Origin of the sequence: Martelella mangrovi, assembly GCF_040545495.1 — a bacterium.
Taxonomy (GTDB): Bacteria; Pseudomonadota; Alphaproteobacteria; order Rhizobiales; family Rhizobiaceae; genus Martelella; species Martelella mangrovi.
The window spans coordinates 151,215-174,115 of the sequence record NZ_JBEPLY010000006.1 but is presented as its reverse complement, the minus strand read 5'-3'; the positions used below and the strand labels follow the sequence as shown (position 1 = coordinate 174,115).

Here is a 22,901-nt window from a genome sequence, read left to right as displayed (position 1 = left end):
AATGACCATCCCCATGGGATACGCTGTTGCGGCACTAACAAGCCCGGACAATCGCCAGCCGGACCTGGCCGAACAGAAGCGGCAGAAGGCTTGCGGCGGCCGCCAGCGCCAATCCCCCATGTCGGGTGCTGCAAGCCTCAGGACTGACAAAAGCTCCGGAAGCCAGAGTGCCGCGCCAACCAGCAGCAGGCAGAGCGCAAGAGCGCCCCAAATGACAGGTTTCCGCGTCACATTGTTGGCAACCGGCCACCTTCCAGAAGCACCACATCGCCGGGAACGAGATCGCGAGTGTCGACCATCCGGACGAGGCTGTCTCTGCGCACGCGGGTGCGCACTTCGGCGATCTGAAACAGGGCTCCATCGAACGGGCCGCTCTCAGTTCGGTGACGGCCCCATCAGGTCCGGGCTCGCAGGTTTCGATCAGTCATAAGCCGGATCCTACCCCCTCACAAGATCACGCGCCTTCCGCCATCCCCTGCACTTTCAGCAGCCGGATTATCGCCGCACAGCAAAGAAACCGGCATTGACGAGAGTCATTGTATCGTGCCGCGAACCTGACAAAATGCGCGATGCGATTGGGCGCGCATCCGGACAAGACAGGGACGCCAGTCCTGTTTCCGCGAACGACCTTGTCCGCGCGGACCAAAGAACGGAGGCACAAGATATCATGCGAGCGATGGTCCTGGAGAAGCCGAACGCCCCACTGATCCCGCGCGATCTGCCAATTCCGGCCCCGGGGCCGGGCGAGGTACGGCTGAAGGTCGAAGCCTGCGGCGTTTGCCGCACCGATCTGCATATCCTCGATGGCGAGCTGTCCGAACCGGCCCTGCCGCTGGTGCCCGGGCACGAAATCGTCGGGCGCGTGGACGCGCTTGGCGCGGGGATCGAAGCTCCGGCACTGGGCCAGCGGGTCGGGGTGCCCTGGCTTGGCCGAACCTGCGGGACCTGTCCGCATTGCCGCGCACATCGCGAGAACCTTTGCGACGCGCCGGAATTCACGGGCTATACCCGCGATGGCGGCTATGCCGAATACTGCATTGCCGACGCCGCCTATCTCTTTCCTCTGCCCGACGATGCGGACCCCGTGCGGCTGGCGCCGCTGCTGTGTGCGGGACTGATCGGATACCGCACGCTGAAACTCGCCGGCCCCGCCGACCTTATCGGGCTGTATGGCTTCGGGGCGGCGGCGCATATCCTGTGCCAGCTTTGTGTTTGGCAGGGCAAGAAGGTCTATGCCTTCACGCGGCCCGGCGACGAGACGGCGCAGGCTTTCGCCCGCCGCCTGGGCGCTGTCTGGGCAGGCTCGTCCGACGACACCCCGCCCGAACCGCTGGACGCCGCGCTGATCTTCGCGCCGGTCGGCGCGCTCATCCCAAAGGCGCTGAAGGCGGTGCGCAAGGGCGGCAGCGTCGTTTCCGGGGGCATCCATATGAGTGACATTCCCGCCTTTCCCTATGCCGATCTCTGGCATGAACGGATCATCCGTTCGGTAGCGAATTTAACCCGTGCCGATGGCGACGAATTTCTGCCGCTGGCCGTTAAGGCCGGCATAGAGACCGAAACCACGACCTATCCCCTGGAACAGGCCAATCGCGCGCTGGACGATCTTCGCTCCGGGCAGTTGACCGGCGCCGCGGTGCTGGTTCCGTGACGACGGCCCGGCTCTCGACGGCTAAAAGCTGCCCCTTCGGCCACTGCATCATCGGCCCCGTGACGTCTGCGTCCGGAACACGCGAAAGCGCCAGTGCCTCGGTCTAGGCAACCTCATCTGTCGGCCTAGGCCCCGTTCCTCCGACATCGGACGCTTTCACCAGGTCGATCAGCGCCCGCAGCGCTGCGGGCACATGGCGATGGCCGGGATAATAAAGCATCAGGCCGGAGTCTGGCGGGCACCAGTCTTCGAGAAGGGCGATCAGTCGGCCTGCTGCGAGGTGATCGTTCACCGTGGTTTCGGGCACATAAGCGATGCCCAGACCACGGATTGCCGCTTCGATGATCAGGTCATTGTCGTTCAGCGTCAGAGACCCCGGGGGATCGAGCGCGATTTCATGCCCGCGCTTCTCGAATTCCCATCGATAACGCTTTCCGCTCGGCAGACGCTGGCGGATCGAGCGATGGTTTTGCAGATCATCGGGGACAGCAGGCATGCCGAACCGGTTCACATAGTCTGGCGCGGCAACGGCGAGAAACCGGAAACGATCGCTCAGGCGCACCGCGATCATGTCCTGCGGAACCGCTTCGGCGAGCCGGACGCCCGCATCGAACCCCTGTTCGACAATATCGACAAGCCGCCCGTCGCAGACCAGATCGAGCGCAACATCAGGATATCTTTCCAGATAGGTCGGGATGATCCTGTCCAGAATCATCCGGGCGGCTCCCTTGTCCGCGTTGATGCACAACGTTCCGCTGGGCGTGCCGCGCTCATCGGCGAGCGTGTCGATCGCGGCGTTGAGGTTTTGCAGCACCGGTTCGATCCGTTGCAGCAGCCGCAATCCGGCGCCTGTCGGCGAAACGCTGCGGGTGGTTCGGTTCAAAAGCCGCACCCCCATTTGCTGTTCCAGCTTCTTCATGCGGTGACTGAGCGCGGAACGCGAAACCCCCATCAGATCGGCGGCGCGGCGGAAACTCCGCTCGGCGGCAACCAGTGCAAAGGCCTCCAGATCGGCCAGGGATGGCTTTTCCATTCGTGAATTTCCTTCACCTGTTCATACAGAAATGGCGCTCTTATAGCACCAATAATCCCGGACTACATCATGGCCGTTCTCATGAAAGGAGACTGATATGAGCAAGATATGGTTGATTACCGGCGCATCCTCGGGGCTCGGCCGGGAGATGGCGGCACAATTGCTGGCGCGCGGCGATCGCGTAGTAGCCACGGCGCGACGCCTGGACGCGCTTGACGATCTCGCACGACAGCATGGCGAAAACCTCACCGTCCTCACGATGGATGTAACCGATGTCGTTGGGACGCGCCGCGCGATGGAAGAAGCCTTTGCAGAGGCCGGACGGATCGATGTCGTCGTCAGCAATGCCGCCTACGGGCTGTTCGGCGCCGGGGAAGAACTCACCGACGAACAGATCGAGCATCAGATCGCCACCAATCTGACGGGATCGATCCAGGTCATCCGAGCGGCACTGCCGCATCTGCGGAGTCAAGGCGGCGGACGTATCATTCAGATTTCCTCGGAAGGCGGGCAGATCGCCTATCCCAATTTCAGCCTGTATCACGCCACCAAATGGGGCATCGAAGGCTTCATCGAATCCGTGGCCCAGGAGGTCGCCCCTTTCGGGATCGACTTCATCATCGCCGAGCCCGGCCCGACCGGAACCAGCTTCGCCGCCAATCTGGTGCGCCCGGAACCGATGGCAGTATACGAGGACACCCCGGCCGGGGCGGTGCGGCGCGCGGTCGACAGCGGAGACTTCGAGATCAAGGGCGACGCCGTGCACACGGTGGCGGCCATGATTTCCGCTGCCGACGACAAGGCCCCGGCGCTGCGCCTCACACTGGGCAGCATCGCTTACGAGTCCATCTCCAAAGCGCTGGCCGGGCGGCTTGAGACCGTGCGCTCGCAACGCGATATTGCGCTGTCCGCGGACCGGGATGGCTAGGACTGGCCGTTGCCGTTCTCGAAGGCACATTCACGCAGGTGCAAGCCGCCTGCGTTTATGCTGTTTCGCACAAGATCGTGCCGTGCTGGTTTGAACGCTTCAAACAGGTCGGGCGTACTCCAATGTCGGATAACCGCAGCGATTGCTTCGTCCGCGAAATTTTGCCACCAGTTGTTGAACTGAAATTCGATGCTGGGGAGACGCATGAAAACGACGGTCGCATTTGCTTCATTGCTCACGGTTCTTTTGACGGGAAACGCTTTTGCTGACGACAGCCGCACGGTTGAGTTGCCTGCCGGCGCTATCGAGATCGATCTCGACAGGTCAAACTTCGAGGCAATTATTTCTGACGGTGAAACGCGCGTTCGGCTCGATTCCGCTTATCTGCCGGATGTTGTCGAAACCTACGGGGATTCGGCGCTGCTGTTCATGGCAACGGGTGGAAACGCCTGCGCCGGGTTCTTCTCCTGGGTCACGCTTGATGAAGAGGGTCTCAGGGCAACGGAACCTTTCGGCACCTGCGCCGGCGGCGGGCCAATCGAGATGACCGATGAAGGCCCCATGCTTGTTCTTGCCGCCGGCGGCGGTGACGAAATGGGCTATGTCTTTGATGGCGCTGCCGTGCGGGAGGTGCAGCTTGGGCTCAAGGAAGCCGGCGTGTCCGATCCGACAGATGCCGCGGCCTGGGCCGACAAGCCCGCTTATGAGGTTCTGACATCTGCCGAGATGGAGCCGTTCCTGCTGGAGATCATGTCGTGGGAAGACCTGAAGACGGTGCGGTTTTCGTCCGCCGTTGCCAGCGAGGGCATGACCCCGGATGGAGATTGGTATGCGGCCACCGGCTGCAGACCCCATGCCTGCAACATGGAAACGGCCGGCGTGGCAGTCTCGACGAAGGATGGCCGTGTTATCGCTGCGCACTGGGAAGAGGGAGAAGGAGAGATATTCGGCGAGCCTGACAGTGCACTTCCCAACAAGTTTCGCACGATACTGAAGGGGCAATTTTAGGTCGCGCCGACGAGTGCGGCAGACCTCGGCCAAGGATGACCTTTACATGAAGCGCTGAGCAAGCGCTGCTGCATCAGGCCTTGGCCGGAAATAGCGCTGAACAGGCAGGCCTTTGGACAATGCACGCCATTTTTGCCCATCGGGTAAATTTTGTGATGAAATTTTGTCGAAGCCGTGCAACGATATGCGTCAAACCGGCTTTCTGCAGCCGGTCTTATATCAGGAGGGGGCGTCGAGCCTGCCGCTGAACAGGGTCCATGAGCACACTCACAGGGAACAGAGCTGCGTTATGAAAAAAACTATTTTGAGCCTCATTGCCGTTGCCGCGATGTCGACAACCGCGCTGGCCGATTTCAAGCCCGCACTTGTCTACGGCACGGGCGGAAAGTTCGACAAATCCTTCAACGAGTCGGCCTATAACGGCGCGGAAAAGTTCAAGGCCGATACCGGCGTTGATTATCGCGACTTCGAGCCGACCGGTGATGCGCAGGGCGAACAGGCGATTCTGAACTTCGCCTCCATGGGCTTCAGCCCGGTGGTTGCCCTGTCATTCGCGTGGAAATCGGCTGTCGAAAAGATCGCACCGCAGTTTCCCGACACCGAATTCTACATCGTCGATGACGTGATCGAAGCGCCGAATGTCCAGTCGGTCGTCTTCAAGGAAGAACAGGGCTCCTACCTCGTCGGCCTGCTGGCTGCGATGAAATCGGAAACCGGCGCCGTCGGTTTTGTCGGCGGCATGGATATTCCGCTGATCCACAAATTCGGCTGTGGCTATGCCCAGGGCGCGAAGGCTGCCAATGGCGATGTCACCATCCTGCGCAATTTCGTCGGCACCACCGGTGCTGCCTGGAACGACCCGGTCAAGGCCGGCGAGCTGACCAAGAACCAGATGGACCAGGGCGCCGACGTCATCTACGCGGCAGCCGGCGCGTCCGGTCTCGGTGTGCTGCAGGCTGCTGCCGACGCCGAAAAGTTCTCGATCGGCGTCGACAGCAACCAGAACTATGTGCATCCCGGCTCGGTGCTGACCTCCATGGTCAAGCGCGTCGACAACGCCGTCTATGACGCCTTCAAGGCAAGCCAGGACGGCGATTTCGAAGCCGGCATCAACTCGCTCGGCGTTGCCGACAATGGCGTCAGCTGGGCCTATGACGAATACAACAAGGCGCTGATCACCGAGGATATGCTGGCCGCCGTCGAAAAGGCGAAGGAAGGCATCGTCTCCGGTGAGATCGAGGTGCACGACTACGCCGTCGACAACACCTGCCCCTATTGATCCCGTAACCGGTTCGGGCGGACACGTTTTGCCGTGTCCGCCCGTCCTGCGGCATACCGATCTCCTGCCCCCGGCAGTGCCGTTTGAGCGCAATAGCAATTGCGCGTAATCCCCGTTTCGGAGGTTTTAGGCTCTTGAGCACACCGCCCGCAATCGAACTCGTCGGCATCGACAAGAGTTTCGGGCCCGTCCACGCCAACAAGAATATCAATCTGAAGGTCGAGAAGGGCTCCATTCACGGTATTATCGGCGAAAACGGGGCCGGGAAATCGACCCTGATGTCGATCCTGTACGGCTTCTATCAGGCCGATCGCGGCGAAATTCGCGTCAATGGCAAACAGCTCGAAATCACTGACAGCGACGACGCCATTGCTGCCGGCATCGGCATGGTGCATCAGCATTTCATGCTGGTGGAGGACTTTACCGTTCTCGAAAATGTCATGCTCGGGGCAGAGGGCGGCGCGCTCCTCAGGCAGGGCGTGAGCAAGGCCCGCAAGGAACTGAAACGGCTTGAAAGCGAGTACGGGCTGGAGGTCGATCCCGACGCCATTATCGAGCAATTGCCGGTGGGCCTGCAGCAACGTGTCGAAATCCTCAAGGCGATGTTCCGTGGCGCGGAAATCCTGATCCTGGACGAGCCGACCGGCGTTTTGACCCCGGCGGAGGCCGATCACCTGTTTCGCATTCTCGGCATGCTGCGCGATCAGGGGCATACGGTCATTCTGATTACCCACAAGCTGCGCGAGATCATGGCGATTACCGATGAGGTTTCGGTGATGCGCGGCGGCGAGATGGTGGCGACCCGCAAGACCGCCGAAACCACCGTGGAAGAACTGGCCGAACTGATGGTTGGCCGCCGGGTTCTGCTGCGTGTGGACAAGGGCGAGCCGAACCCCGGCGAGGTTGCCCTTTCGGTGCGCAACCTGACCGTTCATGACAATCGTGGCGTGCCGATGGTCAAGAACGTCTCTTTCGATGTCCGCGCCGGCGAGATTGTCGGCATTGCCGGTGTGGCCGGAAACGGACAGTCGGAGCTGCTGGAAGCGCTTTCCGGCATTCGCAAACCGCATTCGGGCGAGATCTACGTGCACGGCAAGAAGATCGTCAACGCCAATCCCGCCACCTATCGCAAGATCGGCATCGCCCATATTCCCGAAGACCGGCACCATATGGGTCTCATCCTGCCGTTCGAGGAACGGGAAAACAGCATTCTCGGCTATCACCAGCTGGAAAAATACGGCCGGGGCGGCGTCCTCAACCGTCAGGCAATCCTGGATGATGCGCGCGACAAGATCGAGAAATACGATATTCGTCCGCCGAACCCGATGTTGAAGACCGCAAATTTCTCCGGCGGCAATCAGCAGAAGATCGTTGTGGCGCGCGAAATCGAGCGCGACCCGGATATCCTGCTCGTCGGCCAGCCGACACGCGGTGTCGATATCGGCGCGATCGAATTCATCCATCGGCGCATCATCGATATGCGCGACAGCGGCAAGGCCGTGCTGCTGGTCTCCGTCGAACTCGACGAGATCCGCGCCCTTGCCGACCGTATCCTGGTGATGTTCGCCGGCGAGAATGTCGGCGAGGCAACGCCTGATGCCGGCGAACAGCAACTCGGCCTGATGATGGCCGGCATAGCGTCTTGAGGTTGATATGAGCACCGCCAACGCGCCCCTGCCCGGCTGGGTCACATTCATCCTGATGCCGCTCCTCAATCTCGTCACGGCCCTTGCCATTTCCGGGCTGGTGATCTGGATGATCGGCCAGAATCCGCTCGATGCGCTCACCGTGCTGATCAACGGCGCGCTCGGCAATGGCATGGGCATCGGCTTCACGCTCTTCTATGCCACCAACTTCATCTTCACCGGATTGTCGGTGGCGATGGCCTATCACGCCGGCCTGTTCAATATCGGCTCGGAAGGACAGGCCTATATCGGCGGTCTTGGCTGTGCGCTGGTGGCACTGGCGCTCGACCAGTATGTGCCGTGGTATGTGACGATGCCGATTGCCGTTCTCGGTGCGGCGATTTTCGGTGCTGCATGGGCGTTCATCCCCGCCTGGCTACAGGCCAAACGCGGCAGCCATATCGTCATCACCACCATCATGTTCAACTTTATCGCCGCCGCGCTAATGGTCTATCTGCTTGTCCACGTGCTCAAGCCCGCAGGCGCGATGTCGCCCGAAACCCGCGGTTTCCTGCCCGGCGGACAATTGCCGAGCCTCAACTGGCTGATGGCGATTTTCGGTTCCAGACTGGGCCCCGCACCGCTCAACGTCTCGTTCATCATCGCGCTCGTCATGTGTGTCGCCGTCTGGTTCCTGATCTGGCGCACCAAGTTCGGTTATTCGGTGCGCGCGCTTGGCATGAATGCCACGGCAGCCACCTATGCCGGCATTCCCTATGCGCGCACGGTCATCATCGCCATGCTGCTTTCGGGCGGGCTTGCCGGCATGATGGCGCTGAATGTGGTGATGGGCTCGGCCGACCGCCTGCAGGTCGAATTTGCCGGCGGCGCGGGCTTTGTCGGCATCGCCGTTTCCCTGATGGGACGCAGTCACCCGCTCGGCATCGTTTTGGCGGCCATCCTGTTCGGTATTCTTTATCAGGGCGGTGCGCAGGTCTCCTTCATGATGCCGGAGATTACCCGCGACATGATCGTGATGATCCAGGGTCTTGTCATCCTGTTTGCCGGTGCGCTGGAGTTTCTCTATCGTCCTGCACTTGTCAGGCTGTTTTCACGGCGACAGATGTTGGAGGCCTGAACCATGCACAGTATCGATATCATCGTCGGCATGCTCGGTTCGACCGTGCGCCTCTCCATTCCGCTGATTTTCACCGCGCTGGCGGGTCTTTTTTCCGAACGTTCCGGCGTCCTGGATATCGGGCTTGAAGGCAAGATGCTGGCTTCGGCCTTTGCCGCAGCGGTGGTCGCCTATTACACCGGCTCGCCATGGCTCGGCCTTCTCGGCGGCATCCTCATCTCCATTGTCTTCAGCATCATCCACGGCTATGCCTCGATTACCGCGCGCGGCAATCAGATCGTCTCCGGGGTGGCGCTCAACTTTGTCGCCGGCGGACTGGCCGCCGTGCTCGGCAATGCCTGGTTCCGCCAGGGCGGACGCACGCCGCAGCTTGAAAACACCGCCCGTTTCACCGGCATTGAATTTCCCGGTGCGGAAGCAGCAAGCCAGATGGGCTTTTTCGGCAAGTTTTATGCCGGTGTGATTTCCGGCCAGAACATCCTCGTCTATCTCGCCTTCATCACCGTGCCGATTGTCTGGTGGGTGGTCTACAAGACCCGTTTCGGCCTGAGGCTGCGCGCCGTTGGTGAAAATCCGGGTGCGGTCGATACCGCCGGCATCTCGGTCACCTGGCTGCGCTATCGCACCGCGATCATCGCCGGCTTTCTCTGCGGTTTTGCCGGGACCTACCTGTCGATCGCCCAGTCGGCGTCGTTCATCAACAACATGTCCGCCGGCAAGGGCTTTATCGCGCTGGCCGCCCTCATCTTCGCCAAGTGGCGGCCGGTCCCGGTCCTGTTCGCCTGCCTGCTGTTCGGTTTCCTCGATGCGTTTTCGAACTTCATGCAGGGCAAGGCAATACCGCTCGTCGGTGAGGTGCCGGTTCAGTTCTTCCAGGCGCTGCCCTATATTCTCACCTGCGTGCTGCTTGCCGGTTTCATCGGCACGGCCCGCCCGCCGAAAGCCGGTGGCATTCCCTATACCAAGGAGCGGTAGAGAAATGGCAACCGCCGATGACCTTTTCGACAGGGCCCGCACGGCCAGTGAGAAGGCCTATGCGCCCTATTCGAAGTTTCCGGTGGGCGCGGCCCTTCTGACCAAAGACGGCCAGGTCTTTACCGGCGCCAATGTCGAAAACCTCGCCTTTCCCGAAGGCATCTGCGCGGAGGGCGTTGCCATCGGCCATATGGTGATGGGTGGCGCGCTGAAGATCAGGGCTGCAGCCGTCTATGCGCCCCGGCTGGCGCTGTGCCCGCCCTGCGGCGGCTGCCGGCAGAAACTGGCCGAATTCTCCGATCCGGACACGAAGGTCTATCTCTGCGACGACGGCGGCGTGCGTGAAACGGTGACGATTGCGGAATTGCTCCCGCATGCCTTTGCCACCGGTGAAATCGGATGAGCGACGCTGCTCTCCTTCTGCGTGAGGCGCTCGGCGACCTTCGGCCCCGCACCGCGCTGGTGCTCGGCTCTGGCCTCGGCGGCGTGACCGATGCCCTTTCCGACAAACAGTATTTTGCCTTTTCCGAGCTGCCGGGCTTTCCGGTCGGCGGCGTCAGCGGCCACGAGGGCTCCGTCGTCATCGGCAAGCTTGCCGAAAAGCCGGTGATCATGCTTTCCGGCCGGGTGCATTACTATGAGCAGGGCGATGCGGCGGCGATGCGGGTGCCACTCGAAACGCTTGCCGCTCTCGGCATCGAGGAACTGCTGCTGACCAATGCCGCCGGATCGCTGAGACAGGACATGCCGCCGGGCGCGGTGATGCTGATCACCGACCATATCAATTATTCCGGCATGAACCCGCTGATCGGGGAAAAATCCGACCGCCGCTTCACCGGAATGAGCCAGGCCTATGATGCCGGTCTGGCCGATGCGATGCGTGAGGCGTCCCGAGATTTGGATATTGACCTTGCCGAAGGCGTCTATATGTGGTTTTCAGGTCCGAGTTTCGAAACTCCGGCGGAAATCCGCATGGCCCGGATACTGGGTGCCGACGCTGTCGGCATGTCCACAGTGCCCGAGGTCATTCTGGCGCGCTTTCTGGGTCTGAAAGTCGTCGCGGCTTCCGTCATCACCAACTTCGGCGCCGGCATGAGCCAGGGTGAACTCGGCCATGAGGAAACCAAGGAAATGGCGCCGATCGGCGGCCGCAAGCTGGCTGCCATTGTCAAACGCATGATTGGCGGGGGGTAGGCCATGAAACATCACACAGAGCAGCAGGCCGCTTCGGTTTCGCTTTCGCTCCTCGACCTGACGAACCTTTCCGATGACTGCACCGACAAGGACATCGAGGCGCTGATCGCGCGCGCCTATACGCCCTACGGCACGCCGGCGGCGATCTGCATCTGGCCGCGCTTTGTCAGCCTTGCCCGGCAGATGCTCGGCACCGACCACATGATCAAGATCGCGACCGTGGTCAACTTCCCGTCGGGCGACATGTCGATCAGTGCCGTGGAAGAAGAAACGGAACAGGCAATCCGCGACGGCGCTGACGAAATCGACCTCGTCATTCCCTACAACAAGCTGAAAGCCGGCAATGATTGGGCGGTGAGCGAGATGGTCCATGCCATCCGCTTCCTGTGCCGCGAGCCGGTGACCCTCAAGGTCATACTGGAAACCGGCGAACTGGCCGATGCCGCGCTGATCCGCAAGGCTGCGACAATCGCTATTGCCGAAGGGGCCGATTTCATCAAGACCTCGACCGGCAAGGTCAGGGTCAACGCCACGCTCGAGGCTGCCGATATCATGCTCGGCGTTATCCGCGAGGCAGACAGGCGCGTCGGGTTCAAACCGGCAGGCGGGATTTCCTCGGTGCGCGATGCGCAGCTTTACCTGAGCCTTGCCGAAACGGTGATGGGCGAAGGCTGGGTCATGCCGACCACCTTCCGCTTCGGCGCTTCCGGGCTTCTCGACGATATTCAGGGCGTGCTCGCGGGCAAGCAGTCGACCGTTTCCGGCAGCGACTATTAGGGCCGCTCATGCTGGCGCAGGAGACGATCCGGAAGAAACGCGACGGGTTTTCACTCCCGGCCGCAGAAATAGCGGATTTCGTCCGCGCGCTTTCCGACGAAACGCTCTCCGAAGCCCAGGCCGCCGCCTTTGCCATGGCCGTCTATTTTCGCGGCATGGATGAGGCGGAAACCGTTGCGCTGACCCTTGCCATGCGCGACAGCGGCACGCTTCTCGCCTGGCCGGGCATCGACAGACCCATAGCTGACAAACACTCCACCGGCGGCATCGGCGACAATGTCTCGCTGATGCTGGCACCGATTGCAGCGGCTTGCGGGCTTGCCGTGCCGATGATTTCCGGCCGTGGGCTCGGCGCCACCGGCGGCACGCTCGACAAGCTGGAATCGATCCCCGGCTATGATGTCAGCCCCGACGAAGCCCGCCTTCGCCGCACAATCGCACAAACCGGCTGCGCCATTGTCGGCCAGACGGCAACGCTCGCGCCCGCCGACAAGCGGCTTTATGCGATCCGCGATGTGACGGCGACGGTGGAATCCATGCCGCTGATCGTCTCTTCGATCCTCTCGAAAAAGCTCGCGGCCGGGCTTCAGACACTTGTGCTAGACGTCAAGTTCGGCGGCGGCGCGTTCATGCAGGACGCCGACGGTGCAATGGAGCTCGCACGGCTTCTGGTCAAGGTTGCCAATGGGGCGGGCCTGCCGACGGCGGCTCTGGTGACGGATATGAACGAGCCGCTGGCTGATGCCGTCGGCAATGCCGTGGAAGTGGAAAACGCACTTGCTTTTCTCAAAGGCGAGAAGACGGGAACACGGCTTGAAAGGATTGTGCTGGCACTTGCCGCCGAGATGATTTTCGGCGCGGGGCTTGCAAGCGACCGGCGCTCGGCAGAAGCGGCCGCTGCCGATGCCCTTGCAAGCGGACGCGCACTGGAAACCTTCGCCCGGATGATTTCCGCACTCGGAGGCGCCGCCGATTTTGTCGAGAACGCCGATACCCGCCTGCCGCAGGCTCCGATCATCCGACCGGTCGCCGCGCCCGTCTCCGGCTATCTGGCGAAGGCCGACGCCCGCGCCATTGGCATGAGCGTCGTCACGCTTGGCGGCGGGCGAAAAAAGCCGGGCGCGCGCATCGACCACCGTGTCGGTTATTCCGGGCTGCAGCCGCTGGGTACCGCGATCGAGGCGGGCGAACCGCTCGGTTTCGTCCATGCCGCAAACGAGGATGACTGCGCGGCCGCAACCCATGCGCTGCGCAACGCATTCACGATCACCGCCGAGGCTCCGCAGGAGCGCCCGCTTGTCATCGAACGGATCGGCGGGGCCTGACCGGTCAGTGTATGGTGATTTCGCCGGAGACCTGGCGCCATTCATTGGGGCCGATCAACCGCTTGTGGGCATACCGCACCGAATGCAGCGGGCCGTCGAGATTCTGCTTCCAGAAATCCAGGAATTTGTGCATTTGCGGAAAATCGGGCGCGAGGTCGTAGTCCTGCCAGAGATAGGTCTGGAGCAGATTGCCAAAATCAGGGAGACGATAAAGGATATGGGCCGTCGTCAGCCCATAGCCGGCAAGCTGCATTTCGAATTCGGACGCAAATCGCATGTTCCACCTCATTGTCGTTGACAATTTCAGAGGCTGACGTATTTTTGCGACCGCTTCAATCCGAAAATTTGCTTTTTGATATATTTTTCAATGACTTGGCAGCACATCACAGCGAGTGCTGCCAAGCTGGGCGACCCTCAATCCCAGTCCGGCGCCCATTCCGGGTTGATCAGGCGTTCGCCCCTGTCGAGGCTCCTGATACGGCCAATCTCGTCATCGCTGAGCACGATGTCGGCAGCGGCGAGATTGGATTTGACCCGCTCCGGCTTGCTTGAAGTCGGGATCACCACATGGCCTTCAGCCATGAGGAAGGCCAGCGCAATCTCGCCTTCGGACACGCCGTGAGCCTCGCCGATCGCCTTCAGCACCAGATCTCCGGCAATCTTGCCCTGGGCAAGCGGCGAATAGGCGGTGAAGGCGATGCCGTTTTTATCGCAATAGTCTGCAACCAGCCGGTTCTGGTGGAAAACGTGGCACTCCACCTGATTGGCGGCGATCTTCCGGTCACCGAGAAGACCGGCGGCCTTGTCCATCAGCGCGCGGGTAAAATTCGAAACGCCGATCTGCGCTGCAAGGCCCGCATCATGGACCTCTGCCAGCCGACCGATATAATCCTCGAATGCCGGACCTCCGGCGCGCCCCGGCCAGTGCAGCAAAAGAAGGTCGACCTTGTCGCGGCGGAGCTTGTCGAGGCTTTCTTCCACGCTTTTGCGGAAAGTCCCCTCATCGTAATTATCGATCCAGACCTTGGTGGTTACGAAAACATCGCCCGGTTTCAGGCCGGAATCGGCAAGTGCGCGGCCCACCTCCGCCTCATTGTCATAGGCCTGCGCCGTATCGATATGGCGATAGCCCGCCTCAAGGGCCGCAAGAACCGTCCGGTAGGCCTCGTCGCCACGCCGGCGCCAGGTGCCGAAACCGATTTGGGGAATACCGTTGATGGTCTTCATGGTCCTGTCTCCGAAATATACTATTGAATCTTGGTATTATGGTCTGACCGGCCCGCTTCCCGCGCCGGTCTTGCCGATCGCCGAAGCGATGGCATCAAGGTCATCGTCGTCGAGCTCCAGCTTTGATGCGGCAATCCAGCCGTCGATCTGATCGGGCTTGCGCGCCCCGACAATGGCGCCCGTGAGCCCCGGCCAGGCCAGAACCCAGGCAATGGCAACAGCGGCCTGGCTGACACCATGACGCTGCGCCACCGGTTTCAGCGCCTCGGCAAGGGCCAGATTGGCCTCAAGCGCCGCGCCGTTGAAATTCGGGTTCCGCCTGCGCCAGTCGTCTTCGGGAAGGGAGGCAGCGCGTTCTTTCGAAAACCGCCCGGTCAAAAGTCCGGCCTGCATCGGACTGTAGCAGATGACGCCGGTTTTATTCTTTCGCGCCCATGGCAACAGTTCGGCCGCCGTATCACGGCGGATTGCGGAAAATGGTGGCTGCAACGTGTCGACATGGCCGATGGCCTCGGCTGCCTCGAGGTCTTCAAGACCGTGATTGGAAAGGCCGATGGAGCGCACCTTGCCTTCCTTCTTCAGGTCGCACATCGCCCCCCAGTATTCGCCAAGCGGCACATCGTTCGACGGCCAGTGGACCTGGAGCAGATCAATGGCTTCGACACCGAGCCTTTTAAGCGACGCTTCGGTCTGCTTCCTGAGGCTATCCGGATTGCCGATCCTTTGCGGCGTTTCCATCGGCTTGTCGTCGTTCCAGACCATGCCGCATTTGGTAAAGATGAAGGGGCGTTCCGACCGGGCCATACCGGCAATTGCCCGGCCAACCACGTCCTCGGAATGCCCGAGACCATAAACCGCAGCGGTATCGATCCAGTTGATGCCGGCATCAACGGCCCTGTGGATCGCGGCAACGGAATCGCGGTCATCCTGCGCGCCCCAGCCGGCCGCCCAGCCACCGCCGCCAATTGCCCAGGCCCCGAACCCGGTGCGCGTGATTGCGAGATCCGTCACACCAAGCTGGTTTTTGGGTAAATCTGCGGATGAAATTGTCATGAAAATTCCCCGGAAACCGCACCTGAAAAGAAGGCACGTCAGTCTCGTTCCGGCTTGACGCCGGCCGCGTTCCGGCGGGCGACGTCAAGGCCGCAGCCAGCCGGAAGCCGGCTTTACTTTTTCTGGTAGGCCCGCGCCAGAACGAAGGCGAGGCCGGCAACAGCGGCCAGACCGGAAATCGGTTTTTCCCGCATCATCGTCGGAACGACGCCGACAAGCCCCTGCAACATATCCTCGGTCGCGTATTTTGCCGCACGATAGCGCCGGCGCTCGGCGCGGTTCATCAGCAAGGCATAGGCAAGCACGAAGACCGCCAGGGTCAGGGAGGCGATTGCAATGGTCAGTGCCGCGCCAAGCGGACCGAAAATCTCTGCCAGCCAGATCGCAACCGCGATCACCCCGCTCACATAGGCCGACATGAACAGGAACAGAAGAATGACAACAATGATGGAGTTGCGTCTGGCAGACCGCGCCATGACGCGGCCATCGACCGCCATCATGGCCGCCACCAGAGAGACGAAACGATCCATGCCTTAACGCCGCGTCAGAAGCGCCGCAAGAAAACCGACGCCCGCAGCCACCAGAACGGACTGCAGCGGACGGCTGCGGATATGGTCCTCGAAATCCTCTTCGAGAGACAACGCTTCCTCGCGCGCCCGGTCATAGGCTTCCTGGCCTCTCCTGGTCGCATCATCGCGGAATTTCTCGGCTCTCTCCCGGGCTTCGGAAGCCTTCTCGCCACCCAGCGAACCGATCAATTTCGTCAGCCCGGCGATATCATCGCGCAACTGGTCGATCTGGGCCTGAATATCGGCCTCGGTCGTTTTGCCTGCAGAACCCTGTCCGCCGGTGCTTTTGCTTTCTGCCATGTTGGATCTCCCAATGCTTAATCGGTTACTGATCCCATCAACGCATCAGTTCCGCTATTGTTCCAGCCGCCATCCGCTGCGCTTCGGGTTGCGGTTTCGGCCTGCGAACGGCCAAAACGGCTGCTATCAATATCAAGCCTACGCCGGGGAACCATCGCACACAATAGCGAAGAATAATGCAGACGGTTCGGGAAGGATCAGCTCGCAGCCGCGATCTGCTCATCTGGACCGTCGCCGGACCACTGCGCGATATGATCGCGGATTGCGCGGCGCAGTTCCTCCATCGAGCTGTAGAGGCCGCCATCCAGCGCATGAACGTGAAACTTGACGGCAACAAATCTGAGCCGTCCGTTTTCGGGAACAACGATCCCCACCGGCTGGCCGCCGAATTCAACCATCTGCTTTTTCATGATAACCAACTCCGGTCAGAAAACATGACCGGCCAATTTGTTTCAACCCAAGTGTGTGGTCGCGGTGACCATATCGCCCATGTGACAGCAACGCAGCATGCGATACATGCGGCCGGCTTCCGTCAGGACTTTTGTTTTCAGCGTCTCAAAAGACATTGAACGTCTCCCACATTGCCAAGGGTTGGGCACCATGGCTATGGACCCGTTTTACACGAAATCCCGAATCAATACCCAGGTTGCATTTTGTGTATACCGACGAAATTCTTCAAAAACATGTCAAAACATGCCCGATGAAGAAAACTTAATTTTCCGGCCGGTTCACACGTCCCCGCGGGCGCGGGTCCTCCACACACTAGATAGAAAAACAATTCCGACAGACAAGAGGGGCCGCCAACAAATATGGCCGCCCCTCAAAAATACAATCCCTGGATGTAACCAGCTACGAAAAAATCGGGGATCACCCCATGCGTTCGGAGGCGTAGGACCCGGCAGAGGGCGGGAAGACAACCGTGCGGTTGCCATTGATGAAGACGCGGTGGTGAATATGGGCATGGATGGCGCGGGCCAGCACCAGCGCCTCCACATCGCGCCCGAGGGCAACATAGTCATCCGGGCTTTGCGAATGGGTGATGCGCACCGTCTCCTGCTCGATGATCGGCCCTTCATCGAGGTCCGGCGTGACATAATGCGCCGTTGCCCCGATCAGTTTGACGCCGCGCTGATAGGCCTGCTTGTAGGGGTTGGCGCCCTTGAAGCTCGGCAGGAAGGAGTGGTGAATATTGATGACCTGCCCGATCATCTTGCGGCACAGCGCATCGGAAAGCACCTGCATGTAGCGCGCCAGCACCACAAGTTCGGCATCCGTCTGGTCGATCAGCTCGGCCAGACGCGCCTCGGCGGCCGGCTTCGTCTCTTTCGTAACCGGGATATGATAAAATGGGATGTCGTGATTGACGACAAGCTTCTGGTAATCGAGATGGTTCGAGACCACGCCAACGATATCGATCGGAAGCGCGCCGATGCGCCAGCGGTAGAGCAGGTCGTTCAGGCAATGACCGAAACGGGAAACCATGATCACCGTCTTCAGCCGGTAGGAGCCGTCATGGAACTTGTAGTCCATGTCGAAGGGCGCGGCGATCGCGTCGAAGCCTTCACGCAGCGCATCCAGCTTTGCTCCCGTCTCGGGAATGAAGCTGATCCGAATGAAGAAGCGGCCAGTCTCCAGGTCATCGAACTGGGAACTGTCGATGATATTACAGCCTTGTTCCGCCAGATAGCTGGAAATCGCCGCAACGATCCCGCGCGTGGAAGGACATGTCACCGTAAGCACGAAGTCTTTCATGGTCTTTTCCCGTTCGTTGAGCGCTGGTTGCCCTTTTCGAGCAGCCGATCGGTCATAGAGGCTAGCGGACGCGCTTTCAACTGCTCGAAGCGCATCTGACTATGAGGCGCGTCGCGGCGCTGTAACATCCACGACCTAAAGATGCGCATTGCCGCCATAAGCGCTCCGGCATCTGCCTGTAAACGGCCGATGCCATTGCATCGTCAAACGTCTGACTTGACTTGAAAGGGTTCCGCCGCGCTATAGTTTCAATAATTATCACCTGTCATGATGGGGCCGAGCCACCCGCAGGCGGAATGGAGTCACAGTATATGCGTCGTTCTAGGGGATATTCGCGGGACCGGTCATTTTCCGCGAGACTGAAGAGGCCGTTTCATGTTGCCGCGCTTGCAACCGCGTCCCTTTCCATGGTGCTGTCGTCGACGGCAGCTTCTGCGCAGGGCTGTGAAATGACGCTCCACGGCATCAATGTTGCCGGCGCCGAATTCGGCCAGCCGGGCCAGCCCTATGGACAGGGCTATATCTACCCGTCGAAGGAAACGATCGATTCCCTTGCCTCCGACAAGTTCAACGCGATCCGCCTGCCATTCCTCTGGGAACGGCTTCAGCCGTCGCTGAACGGTGTTCTCGATTCGACCGAACTGTCGCGCATACAGGAAACCGTCGAAGACGCCCGCGACAATAATATGGTCGTCATTCTCGACCCGCATAACTATGCGCGGTACCACGGAAAGGTCATCGGAAGCCCCGATGTGCCGGTCGATGCCTTTGCCGATTTCTGGAAGCGGCTTTCCGCGGTCTTCGCCAATGACGAAGACATCATCTTCGGGCTGATGAACGAGCCGCACGACATCGAAGCCCCGGAATGGCTCACCGCCGCCAATGCCGCGATTGCCGCAATCCGCAATATCGGCGCGGGAAACCTGATCTTCGTTCCGGGCACGGCCTGGACCGGCGCCCACAGCTGGGACCAGAATTTTTACGGCCCCTCGAATGCGTCCGTCATGACCGGCGTTGTCGACCCGCAGGACAATTTCGCCTTCGAAGTGCACCAATATGCCGATGCCGACTATTCCGGCAAGGCCGACGACTGCAGCCATATCAAAGGCGCTGTCGACGCGATCAGGAGCTTTACGGACTGGCTGAATGCCAATGACTATCAGGGCTTCCTCGGCGAGTTCGGCACTTCGGACCAGTTCAACTGTCTGCGGGGCCTGAAACAGATGGCCGACATCATCCAGAACGATCAGAAGGCCTGGATTGGCTGGGCCTACTGGGCCAGTGGCGACTGGTGGCCCAAGAATGCGCCGATGATCATCCAGCCGGACCTCAGGAACGGTGGCGGCGCGCAACTGCGCACCCTGCAGCCGATCCTCGCCAATAACGACCTTTCCCGCAACGCCTGCAATGGTCGTTGACGGGGTCTTTCACCCGGCAACCGGCGCCCAGAGCACATCCTCGATACGGCGCGCGCCGGTGGCCAGCATGACCAGCCTGTCGAAACCCAGAGCGATGCCGCTTGCCGGCGGCATATGCTGAAGCGCTTTCAGGAAATCCTCGTCAATCGGGTAGGTTTCGCCGTAGATGCGCTGTTTTTCCGCCATATCGGCCTCGAAACGTACCCGCTGCTCTGCGGCATCGGTCAGTTCGCCGAAGCCATTGGCAAGCTCAACGCCACAGACATAAAGCTCAAACCGTTCGGCTGTCCGCGGGTCCGCCCCGCTTCTGCGGGCAAGGGCTGCCTCGGGGGCCGGATAGCAATCCAGAAACGTCGCCCGGCCATGACCGAGATTGGCTTCGATCTTTTCCACCAGCACACGCGAAAACAGATCCGACCAGCTGTCGTCCTCGCTGTATTGCAGCCCCTGCCCTTTCATCTGCGCGGCCAGTCCGTCACGTTCGGTCTTGCCGTCCGGTCCGATGGTTGAAAGAAGGTCAATCCCCGCATGGCGTTCGAAAGCCTCGGCAACACTCAGACGTTCGATTTCGGCAAAGGGATCGCAGGTGCTTTCACCCCGGGCAAAACGGTCCGTCCCGGCCGCTTCGGCCGCAAGCGACAGAAGCGCCGCACAATCGGCAAACAGCCGGTGATAGGGTTCCCGGGCACGATACCACTCCACCATGGTGAATTCGGGATGATGCAGCGGCCCGCGCTCTCGGTTGCGGTAGACATGGGAAAAGCTCACCAGCCGTTCTTCGCCGGCCGCCAGCAGTTTCTTGGCGGTAAATTCCGGCGAGGTGTGCAGATACATGGTCTGCGCACCGCCGTCATTGCCGATCATCGCCGTTGAAAAGCCGTGCAGATGGGTTTCGTTTCCCGGCGAAACCTGCAGCGCCGGCAGGTCGGCCTCGACAAAGTCTTCGCCGGCAAACCAGTTGCGCATCGCTGTCATGACCCGGTTGCGCGCCATCAGCGCCGGACGGCGGTCCTGGTGTCGGTCGGCGCGCCACCACTGCGATAATCCGGCGGGGTCGTTTTTGTCCGGCATTTTTCCGCCTTTGCGTCAGCTTGCGCCCAATCAGGCGTTTGGCACTGGAATTCGGGGCGATTTTACGTTAGTCCCGCTCTCACGAATTCAAGGGAATGCGCGGTCTATAGATAGTCCCGGCCGCCAAAGCAAGGAAGTCTCATGGTCAAGGTCATTGCCTCATCGCTGCGCAAGGGCAATGTCGTCGATGTCGACGGCAAGCTCTATGTCGTTCTTACCGCCCAGAATTTTCACCCCGGCAAGGGCACGCCCGTCACCCAGGTCGACATGCGCCGCATTGCCGATGGCACCAAGGTTTCGGAACGGTGGAAAACAACGGAGCAGGTCGAGCGGGCCTTCGTTGAGGATACCGACCACACCTTCCTCTACAGCGACGGCGAAGGGTTCCACTTCATGAACCCGGAATCCTACGATCAGCTGACGATGAGCGCCGAGGACGTCGGTGACGCCGCCAACTACCTTTCCGAAGGCATGAATGTCATCCTCTCCATTCATGAGGGGATCGCCATCTCGCTGGAACTGCCGCGCCACGTCACGCTCGAAATTACCGAGACGGAACCCGTGGTCAAAGGCCAGACGGCCTCCTCATCCTACAAGCCGGCGATGCTGTCGAACGGCGTGCGCACCATGGTGCCCCCGCACATCAACGCCGGCACCCGCGTGGTGATCCTGACCGAGGACGGCTCCTACGTCGAGCGCGCCAAGGACTGATTTTCCGCCGTTGCGGACAATGAAAAAGGCGGGCCTGACGGACCGCCTTTTTTTCATTCTCCAAGCCGCCGCCCCTCCTCTGCGTCATCCTCCGGCTTGACCGGAGGATCCAGGGCAACACGACATGTGGTCGTGAAGGCGTGTTTACATTCGAGAATTCGAGTAAAATGGATGCTCGGATCAGGTCCGAGCATGACACCTGTGGGAAAGCTGGCGGACAGGCTCTTCTCTGTCACGGACTTTTGTCAGCGTCCTGAAACGCCCTGACGGTCCGCCTTTTTTCGTCCAGCACCTATTCGATACCGCCGAGGCAGATATATTTCAGCTCGGTATAATCCTCGAGGCCGTATTTCGAACCCTCGCGGCCGGTTCCCGACTGCTTGATGCCGCCGAAGGGGGCCACTTCGGTGGAGATCAGGCCGGTGTTGACGCCGACAATTCCATATTCCAGCGCCTCGGCGACCCGGAAAACCTTCGCCAGATCGCGGGAGAAGAAATAGGAGGCAAGGCCGAATTCGGTATCGTTGGCCATCGCGATCACGTCTTCCTCGCTCTCGAAGCGAAACAGCGGCGCGACGGGGCCGAAGGTCTCCTCACGTGCGCATTTCATCTCCGGCGTGACGCCCGTCAGCACGGTCGGCTGGAAGAACAGACCACCCTTCTCGTGGTGTTCACCGCCAAGCCTGATTTCAGCGCCTTTCGAGACGGCATCCTCAATGTGGTCTTTCACCTTTTCGACCGCCGCTTCATCAACCAGCGGGCCGATATCCGTGCCCTCGGCCATGCCGTCCCCGACAGTCAACTCCGCGACCCGGCGAGCAAGCTTTTCGGCAAACTCGTCATAGACGCCGGACTGAACATAAAGCCGGTTGGCGCACACGCATGTCTGGCCGGCATTGCGGTATTTGGATGCAATCGCGCCTTCGACTGCGGCATCCAGATCGGCGTCGTCAAACACCATGAACGGCGCATTGCCGCCAAGTTCGAGACTCATCTTCTTGATCTGGTCAGCCCCCTGCCGCATCAGGATACGGCCGACCTCGGTCGATCCGGTAAAGGTGATCTTGCGAACACGGTCATCCTCGCTGAACGCCTTGCCGACCATCGAGGAACTGGTTGCGGTGACAACCGATAAAAGCCCCGCCGGCAATCCGGCTCTTTCTGCAAGGCAGGCGATGGCAAGCGCAGAAAGCGGCGTCATCTGTGCCGGTTTGCACACCATCGCACAGCCGGAGGCCAGCGCCGGGGCCATCTTGCGGGCAAGCATGGCATTGGGAAAGTTCCAGGGCGTGATGGCGCCGACCACGCCGACAGGCTGGCGAATGACCATGATGCGCTTGTCGGTCTGGTGGCCGGGGATCATGTCGCCATACATACGCTTGGCCTCTTCGCCAAACCATTCGACGAACGACGCGCCGTAGAGGATCTCGCCGCGCGCCTCTGCCCAGGGCTTGCCCATTTCCATGGTGAGGATGGTGGCAAGGTCGTCGGCATTCTCCACCATCAGGTCATAGAGCGCGCGCAGGATGGAGGCGCGTTCCTTGGCCGTCTTTTTTGCCCAGGATTTCTGCGCTTCGTGGGCGGCCGCAATAGCCTGATCGACCTCCGTCCGGCCGCAATTCGGCAGTGTCGCAATCACTGCGCCGTTGGCGGGATTGGTGACATCGAAGGTCTTGCCGTCGGCAGATTGTTCACGCCACGTCCCCGCAACAAAGGCTCCCGCTCCGGCCAGTGTCTTGTCCTTGAGATGATCAGCGAGTTTATCGGTAATGGCCATGATTGGTCTCCCTCTTGTCTTTATCCTTAACGCCATGCCCGGCAGGCTTTGTTCCGTACCGATCCGCAAAAGCGCACCGAAGCCTGCCCT

At 60.7% G+C, this 22,901-nt stretch carries 23 protein-coding genes; 13 read left to right on the top strand and 10 right to left on the bottom strand.

The window, feature by feature from the left end:
- Positions 1-667: 667 nt before the first annotated feature.
- Positions 668-1,651, top strand: coding sequence for a zinc-dependent alcohol dehydrogenase family protein (locus ABID12_RS10980; protein ID WP_354434231.1), 984 nt, complete (start codon positions 668-670; stop codon positions 1,649-1,651).
- Between the two features lie 103 nt (positions 1,652-1,754).
- On the opposite strand, the gene ABID12_RS10975 is transcribed toward ABID12_RS10980, so the two are convergent.
- On the bottom strand, positions 1,755-2,684 hold the full coding sequence (locus ABID12_RS10975; protein WP_354434230.1) for a LysR family transcriptional regulator: 930 nt from the start codon (positions 2,682-2,684) through the stop codon (positions 1,755-1,757).
- Positions 2,685-2,781: 97 nt separating this feature from the next.
- On the opposite strand from ABID12_RS10975, the gene ABID12_RS10970 reads away from it, so the two are divergent.
- From ABID12_RS10970 to deoA, 10 genes are all read left to right on the top strand, one after another.
- The gene (locus ABID12_RS10970; RefSeq protein WP_354434229.1) at positions 2,782-3,612 is read left to right on the top strand and encodes an SDR family oxidoreductase; all 831 of its coding nucleotides are present in this window, start codon (positions 2,782-2,784) and stop codon (positions 3,610-3,612) included.
- A gap of 204 nt (positions 3,613-3,816) precedes the next feature.
- Entirely contained in the window at positions 3,817-4,620 is an 804-nt protein-coding gene (locus tag ABID12_RS10965; RefSeq protein WP_354434228.1) for an Ivy family c-type lysozyme inhibitor, read from the top strand.
- Positions 4,621-4,909: 289 nt separating this feature from the next.
- Positions 4,910-5,899 (top strand): BMP family lipoprotein, encoded by a 990-nt coding sequence (locus tag ABID12_RS10960; RefSeq protein ID WP_354434227.1) that lies wholly within the window; start codon positions 4,910-4,912, stop codon positions 5,897-5,899.
- Between the two features lie 134 nt (positions 5,900-6,033).
- Positions 6,034-7,545 (top strand): ABC transporter ATP-binding protein, encoded by a 1,512-nt coding sequence (locus tag ABID12_RS10955; protein ID WP_354434226.1) that lies wholly within the window; start codon positions 6,034-6,036, stop codon positions 7,543-7,545.
- A 7-nt stretch (positions 7,546-7,552) separates the two neighbouring features.
- On the top strand, positions 7,553-8,662 hold the full coding sequence (locus ABID12_RS10950) for an ABC transporter permease (protein ID WP_106302928.1): 1,110 nt from the start codon (positions 7,553-7,555) through the stop codon (positions 8,660-8,662).
- Positions 8,663-8,665: 3 nt separating this feature from the next.
- Positions 8,666-9,637 (top strand): ABC transporter permease, encoded by a 972-nt coding sequence (locus ABID12_RS10945; protein ID WP_354434225.1) that lies wholly within the window; start codon positions 8,666-8,668, stop codon positions 9,635-9,637.
- Between the two features lie 4 nt (positions 9,638-9,641).
- On the top strand, positions 9,642-10,040 hold the full coding sequence (gene cdd / locus ABID12_RS10940; protein WP_354434224.1) for a cytidine deaminase: 399 nt from the start codon (positions 9,642-9,644) through the stop codon (positions 10,038-10,040).
- Positions 10,037-10,831 carry a purine-nucleoside phosphorylase gene (locus tag ABID12_RS10935; RefSeq protein ID WP_319517857.1) on the top strand — a complete coding sequence of 265 codons (795 nt, stop codon included), beginning with the start codon at positions 10,037-10,039 and terminating at the stop codon, positions 10,829-10,831. The genes cdd and ABID12_RS10935 overlap by 4 nt, the downstream gene beginning before the upstream one ends.
- Before the next feature lie 3 nt (positions 10,832-10,834).
- Complete coding sequence (gene deoC / locus ABID12_RS10930; protein WP_354434223.1) at positions 10,835-11,608, top strand: deoxyribose-phosphate aldolase; 774 nt, start codon at positions 10,835-10,837, stop codon at positions 11,606-11,608.
- Positions 11,609-11,616: 8 nt separating this feature from the next.
- Positions 11,617-12,933: a thymidine phosphorylase gene (gene deoA / locus ABID12_RS10925; protein ID WP_354434222.1), complete on the top strand. Its 1,317-nt coding sequence runs from the start codon at positions 11,617-11,619 to the stop codon at positions 12,931-12,933.
- Between the two features lie 4 nt (positions 12,934-12,937).
- On the opposite strand, the gene ABID12_RS10920 is transcribed toward deoA, so the two are convergent.
- The 7 genes from ABID12_RS10920 to purU form a co-directional block, all read right to left on the bottom strand.
- Positions 12,938-13,210, bottom strand: a complete 273-nt coding sequence (locus ABID12_RS10920; protein WP_319517860.1) for an usg protein — start codon at positions 13,208-13,210, stop codon at positions 12,938-12,940.
- A 137-nt stretch (positions 13,211-13,347) separates the two neighbouring features.
- Positions 13,348-14,160: an aldo/keto reductase gene (locus ABID12_RS10915; RefSeq protein ID WP_354434221.1), complete on the bottom strand. Its 813-nt coding sequence runs from the start codon at positions 14,158-14,160 to the stop codon at positions 13,348-13,350.
- A 36-nt stretch (positions 14,161-14,196) separates the two neighbouring features.
- A complete protein-coding gene (locus ABID12_RS10910) occupies positions 14,197-15,213 on the bottom strand; it encodes an aldo/keto reductase (protein WP_354434220.1) in 1,017 nt (338 codons plus the stop codon).
- 113 nt (positions 15,214-15,326) lie between these two features.
- Positions 15,327-15,743, bottom strand: coding sequence for a hypothetical protein (locus tag ABID12_RS10905; protein ID WP_354434219.1), 417 nt, complete (start codon positions 15,741-15,743; stop codon positions 15,327-15,329).
- A 3-nt stretch (positions 15,744-15,746) separates the two neighbouring features.
- The gene (locus tag ABID12_RS10900; RefSeq protein WP_106302958.1) at positions 15,747-16,082 is read right to left on the bottom strand and encodes an ElaB/YgaM/YqjD family protein; all 336 of its coding nucleotides are present in this window, start codon (positions 16,080-16,082) and stop codon (positions 15,747-15,749) included.
- A 197-nt stretch (positions 16,083-16,279) separates the two neighbouring features.
- Positions 16,280-16,492 (bottom strand): hypothetical protein, encoded by a 213-nt coding sequence (locus tag ABID12_RS10895; protein WP_354434218.1) that lies wholly within the window; start codon positions 16,490-16,492, stop codon positions 16,280-16,282.
- A 457-nt stretch (positions 16,493-16,949) separates the two neighbouring features.
- Complete coding sequence (purU, locus tag ABID12_RS10890) at positions 16,950-17,834, bottom strand: formyltetrahydrofolate deformylase (RefSeq protein ID WP_106302961.1); 885 nt, start codon at positions 17,832-17,834, stop codon at positions 16,950-16,952.
- 311 nt (positions 17,835-18,145) lie between these two features.
- Between purU and cel5A the strand changes: the two genes are divergently transcribed.
- Positions 18,146-19,252, top strand: a complete 1,107-nt coding sequence (cel5A, locus tag ABID12_RS10885) for an endoglucanase Cel5A (RefSeq protein ID WP_354434217.1) — start codon at positions 18,146-18,148, stop codon at positions 19,250-19,252.
- A gap of 9 nt (positions 19,253-19,261) precedes the next feature.
- Here the strand turns inward: cel5A and epmA are convergent, their stop codons facing one another.
- Complete coding sequence (gene epmA, locus ABID12_RS10880) at positions 19,262-20,323, bottom strand: EF-P lysine aminoacylase EpmA (protein WP_354434216.1); 1,062 nt, start codon at positions 20,321-20,323, stop codon at positions 19,262-19,264.
- A 141-nt stretch (positions 20,324-20,464) separates the two neighbouring features.
- Here epmA and efp point away from each other — a divergent pair, with 141 nt between their 5' ends.
- Positions 20,465-21,034, top strand: coding sequence for an elongation factor P (gene efp / locus ABID12_RS10875; RefSeq protein ID WP_106302970.1), 570 nt, complete (start codon positions 20,465-20,467; stop codon positions 21,032-21,034).
- Positions 21,035-21,326: 292 nt separating this feature from the next.
- On the opposite strand, the gene ABID12_RS10870 is transcribed toward efp, so the two are convergent.
- Positions 21,327-22,811, bottom strand: a complete 1,485-nt coding sequence (locus ABID12_RS10870; protein ID WP_354434215.1) for an NAD-dependent succinate-semialdehyde dehydrogenase — start codon at positions 22,809-22,811, stop codon at positions 21,327-21,329.
- Positions 22,812-22,901: the final 90 nt, after the last annotated feature.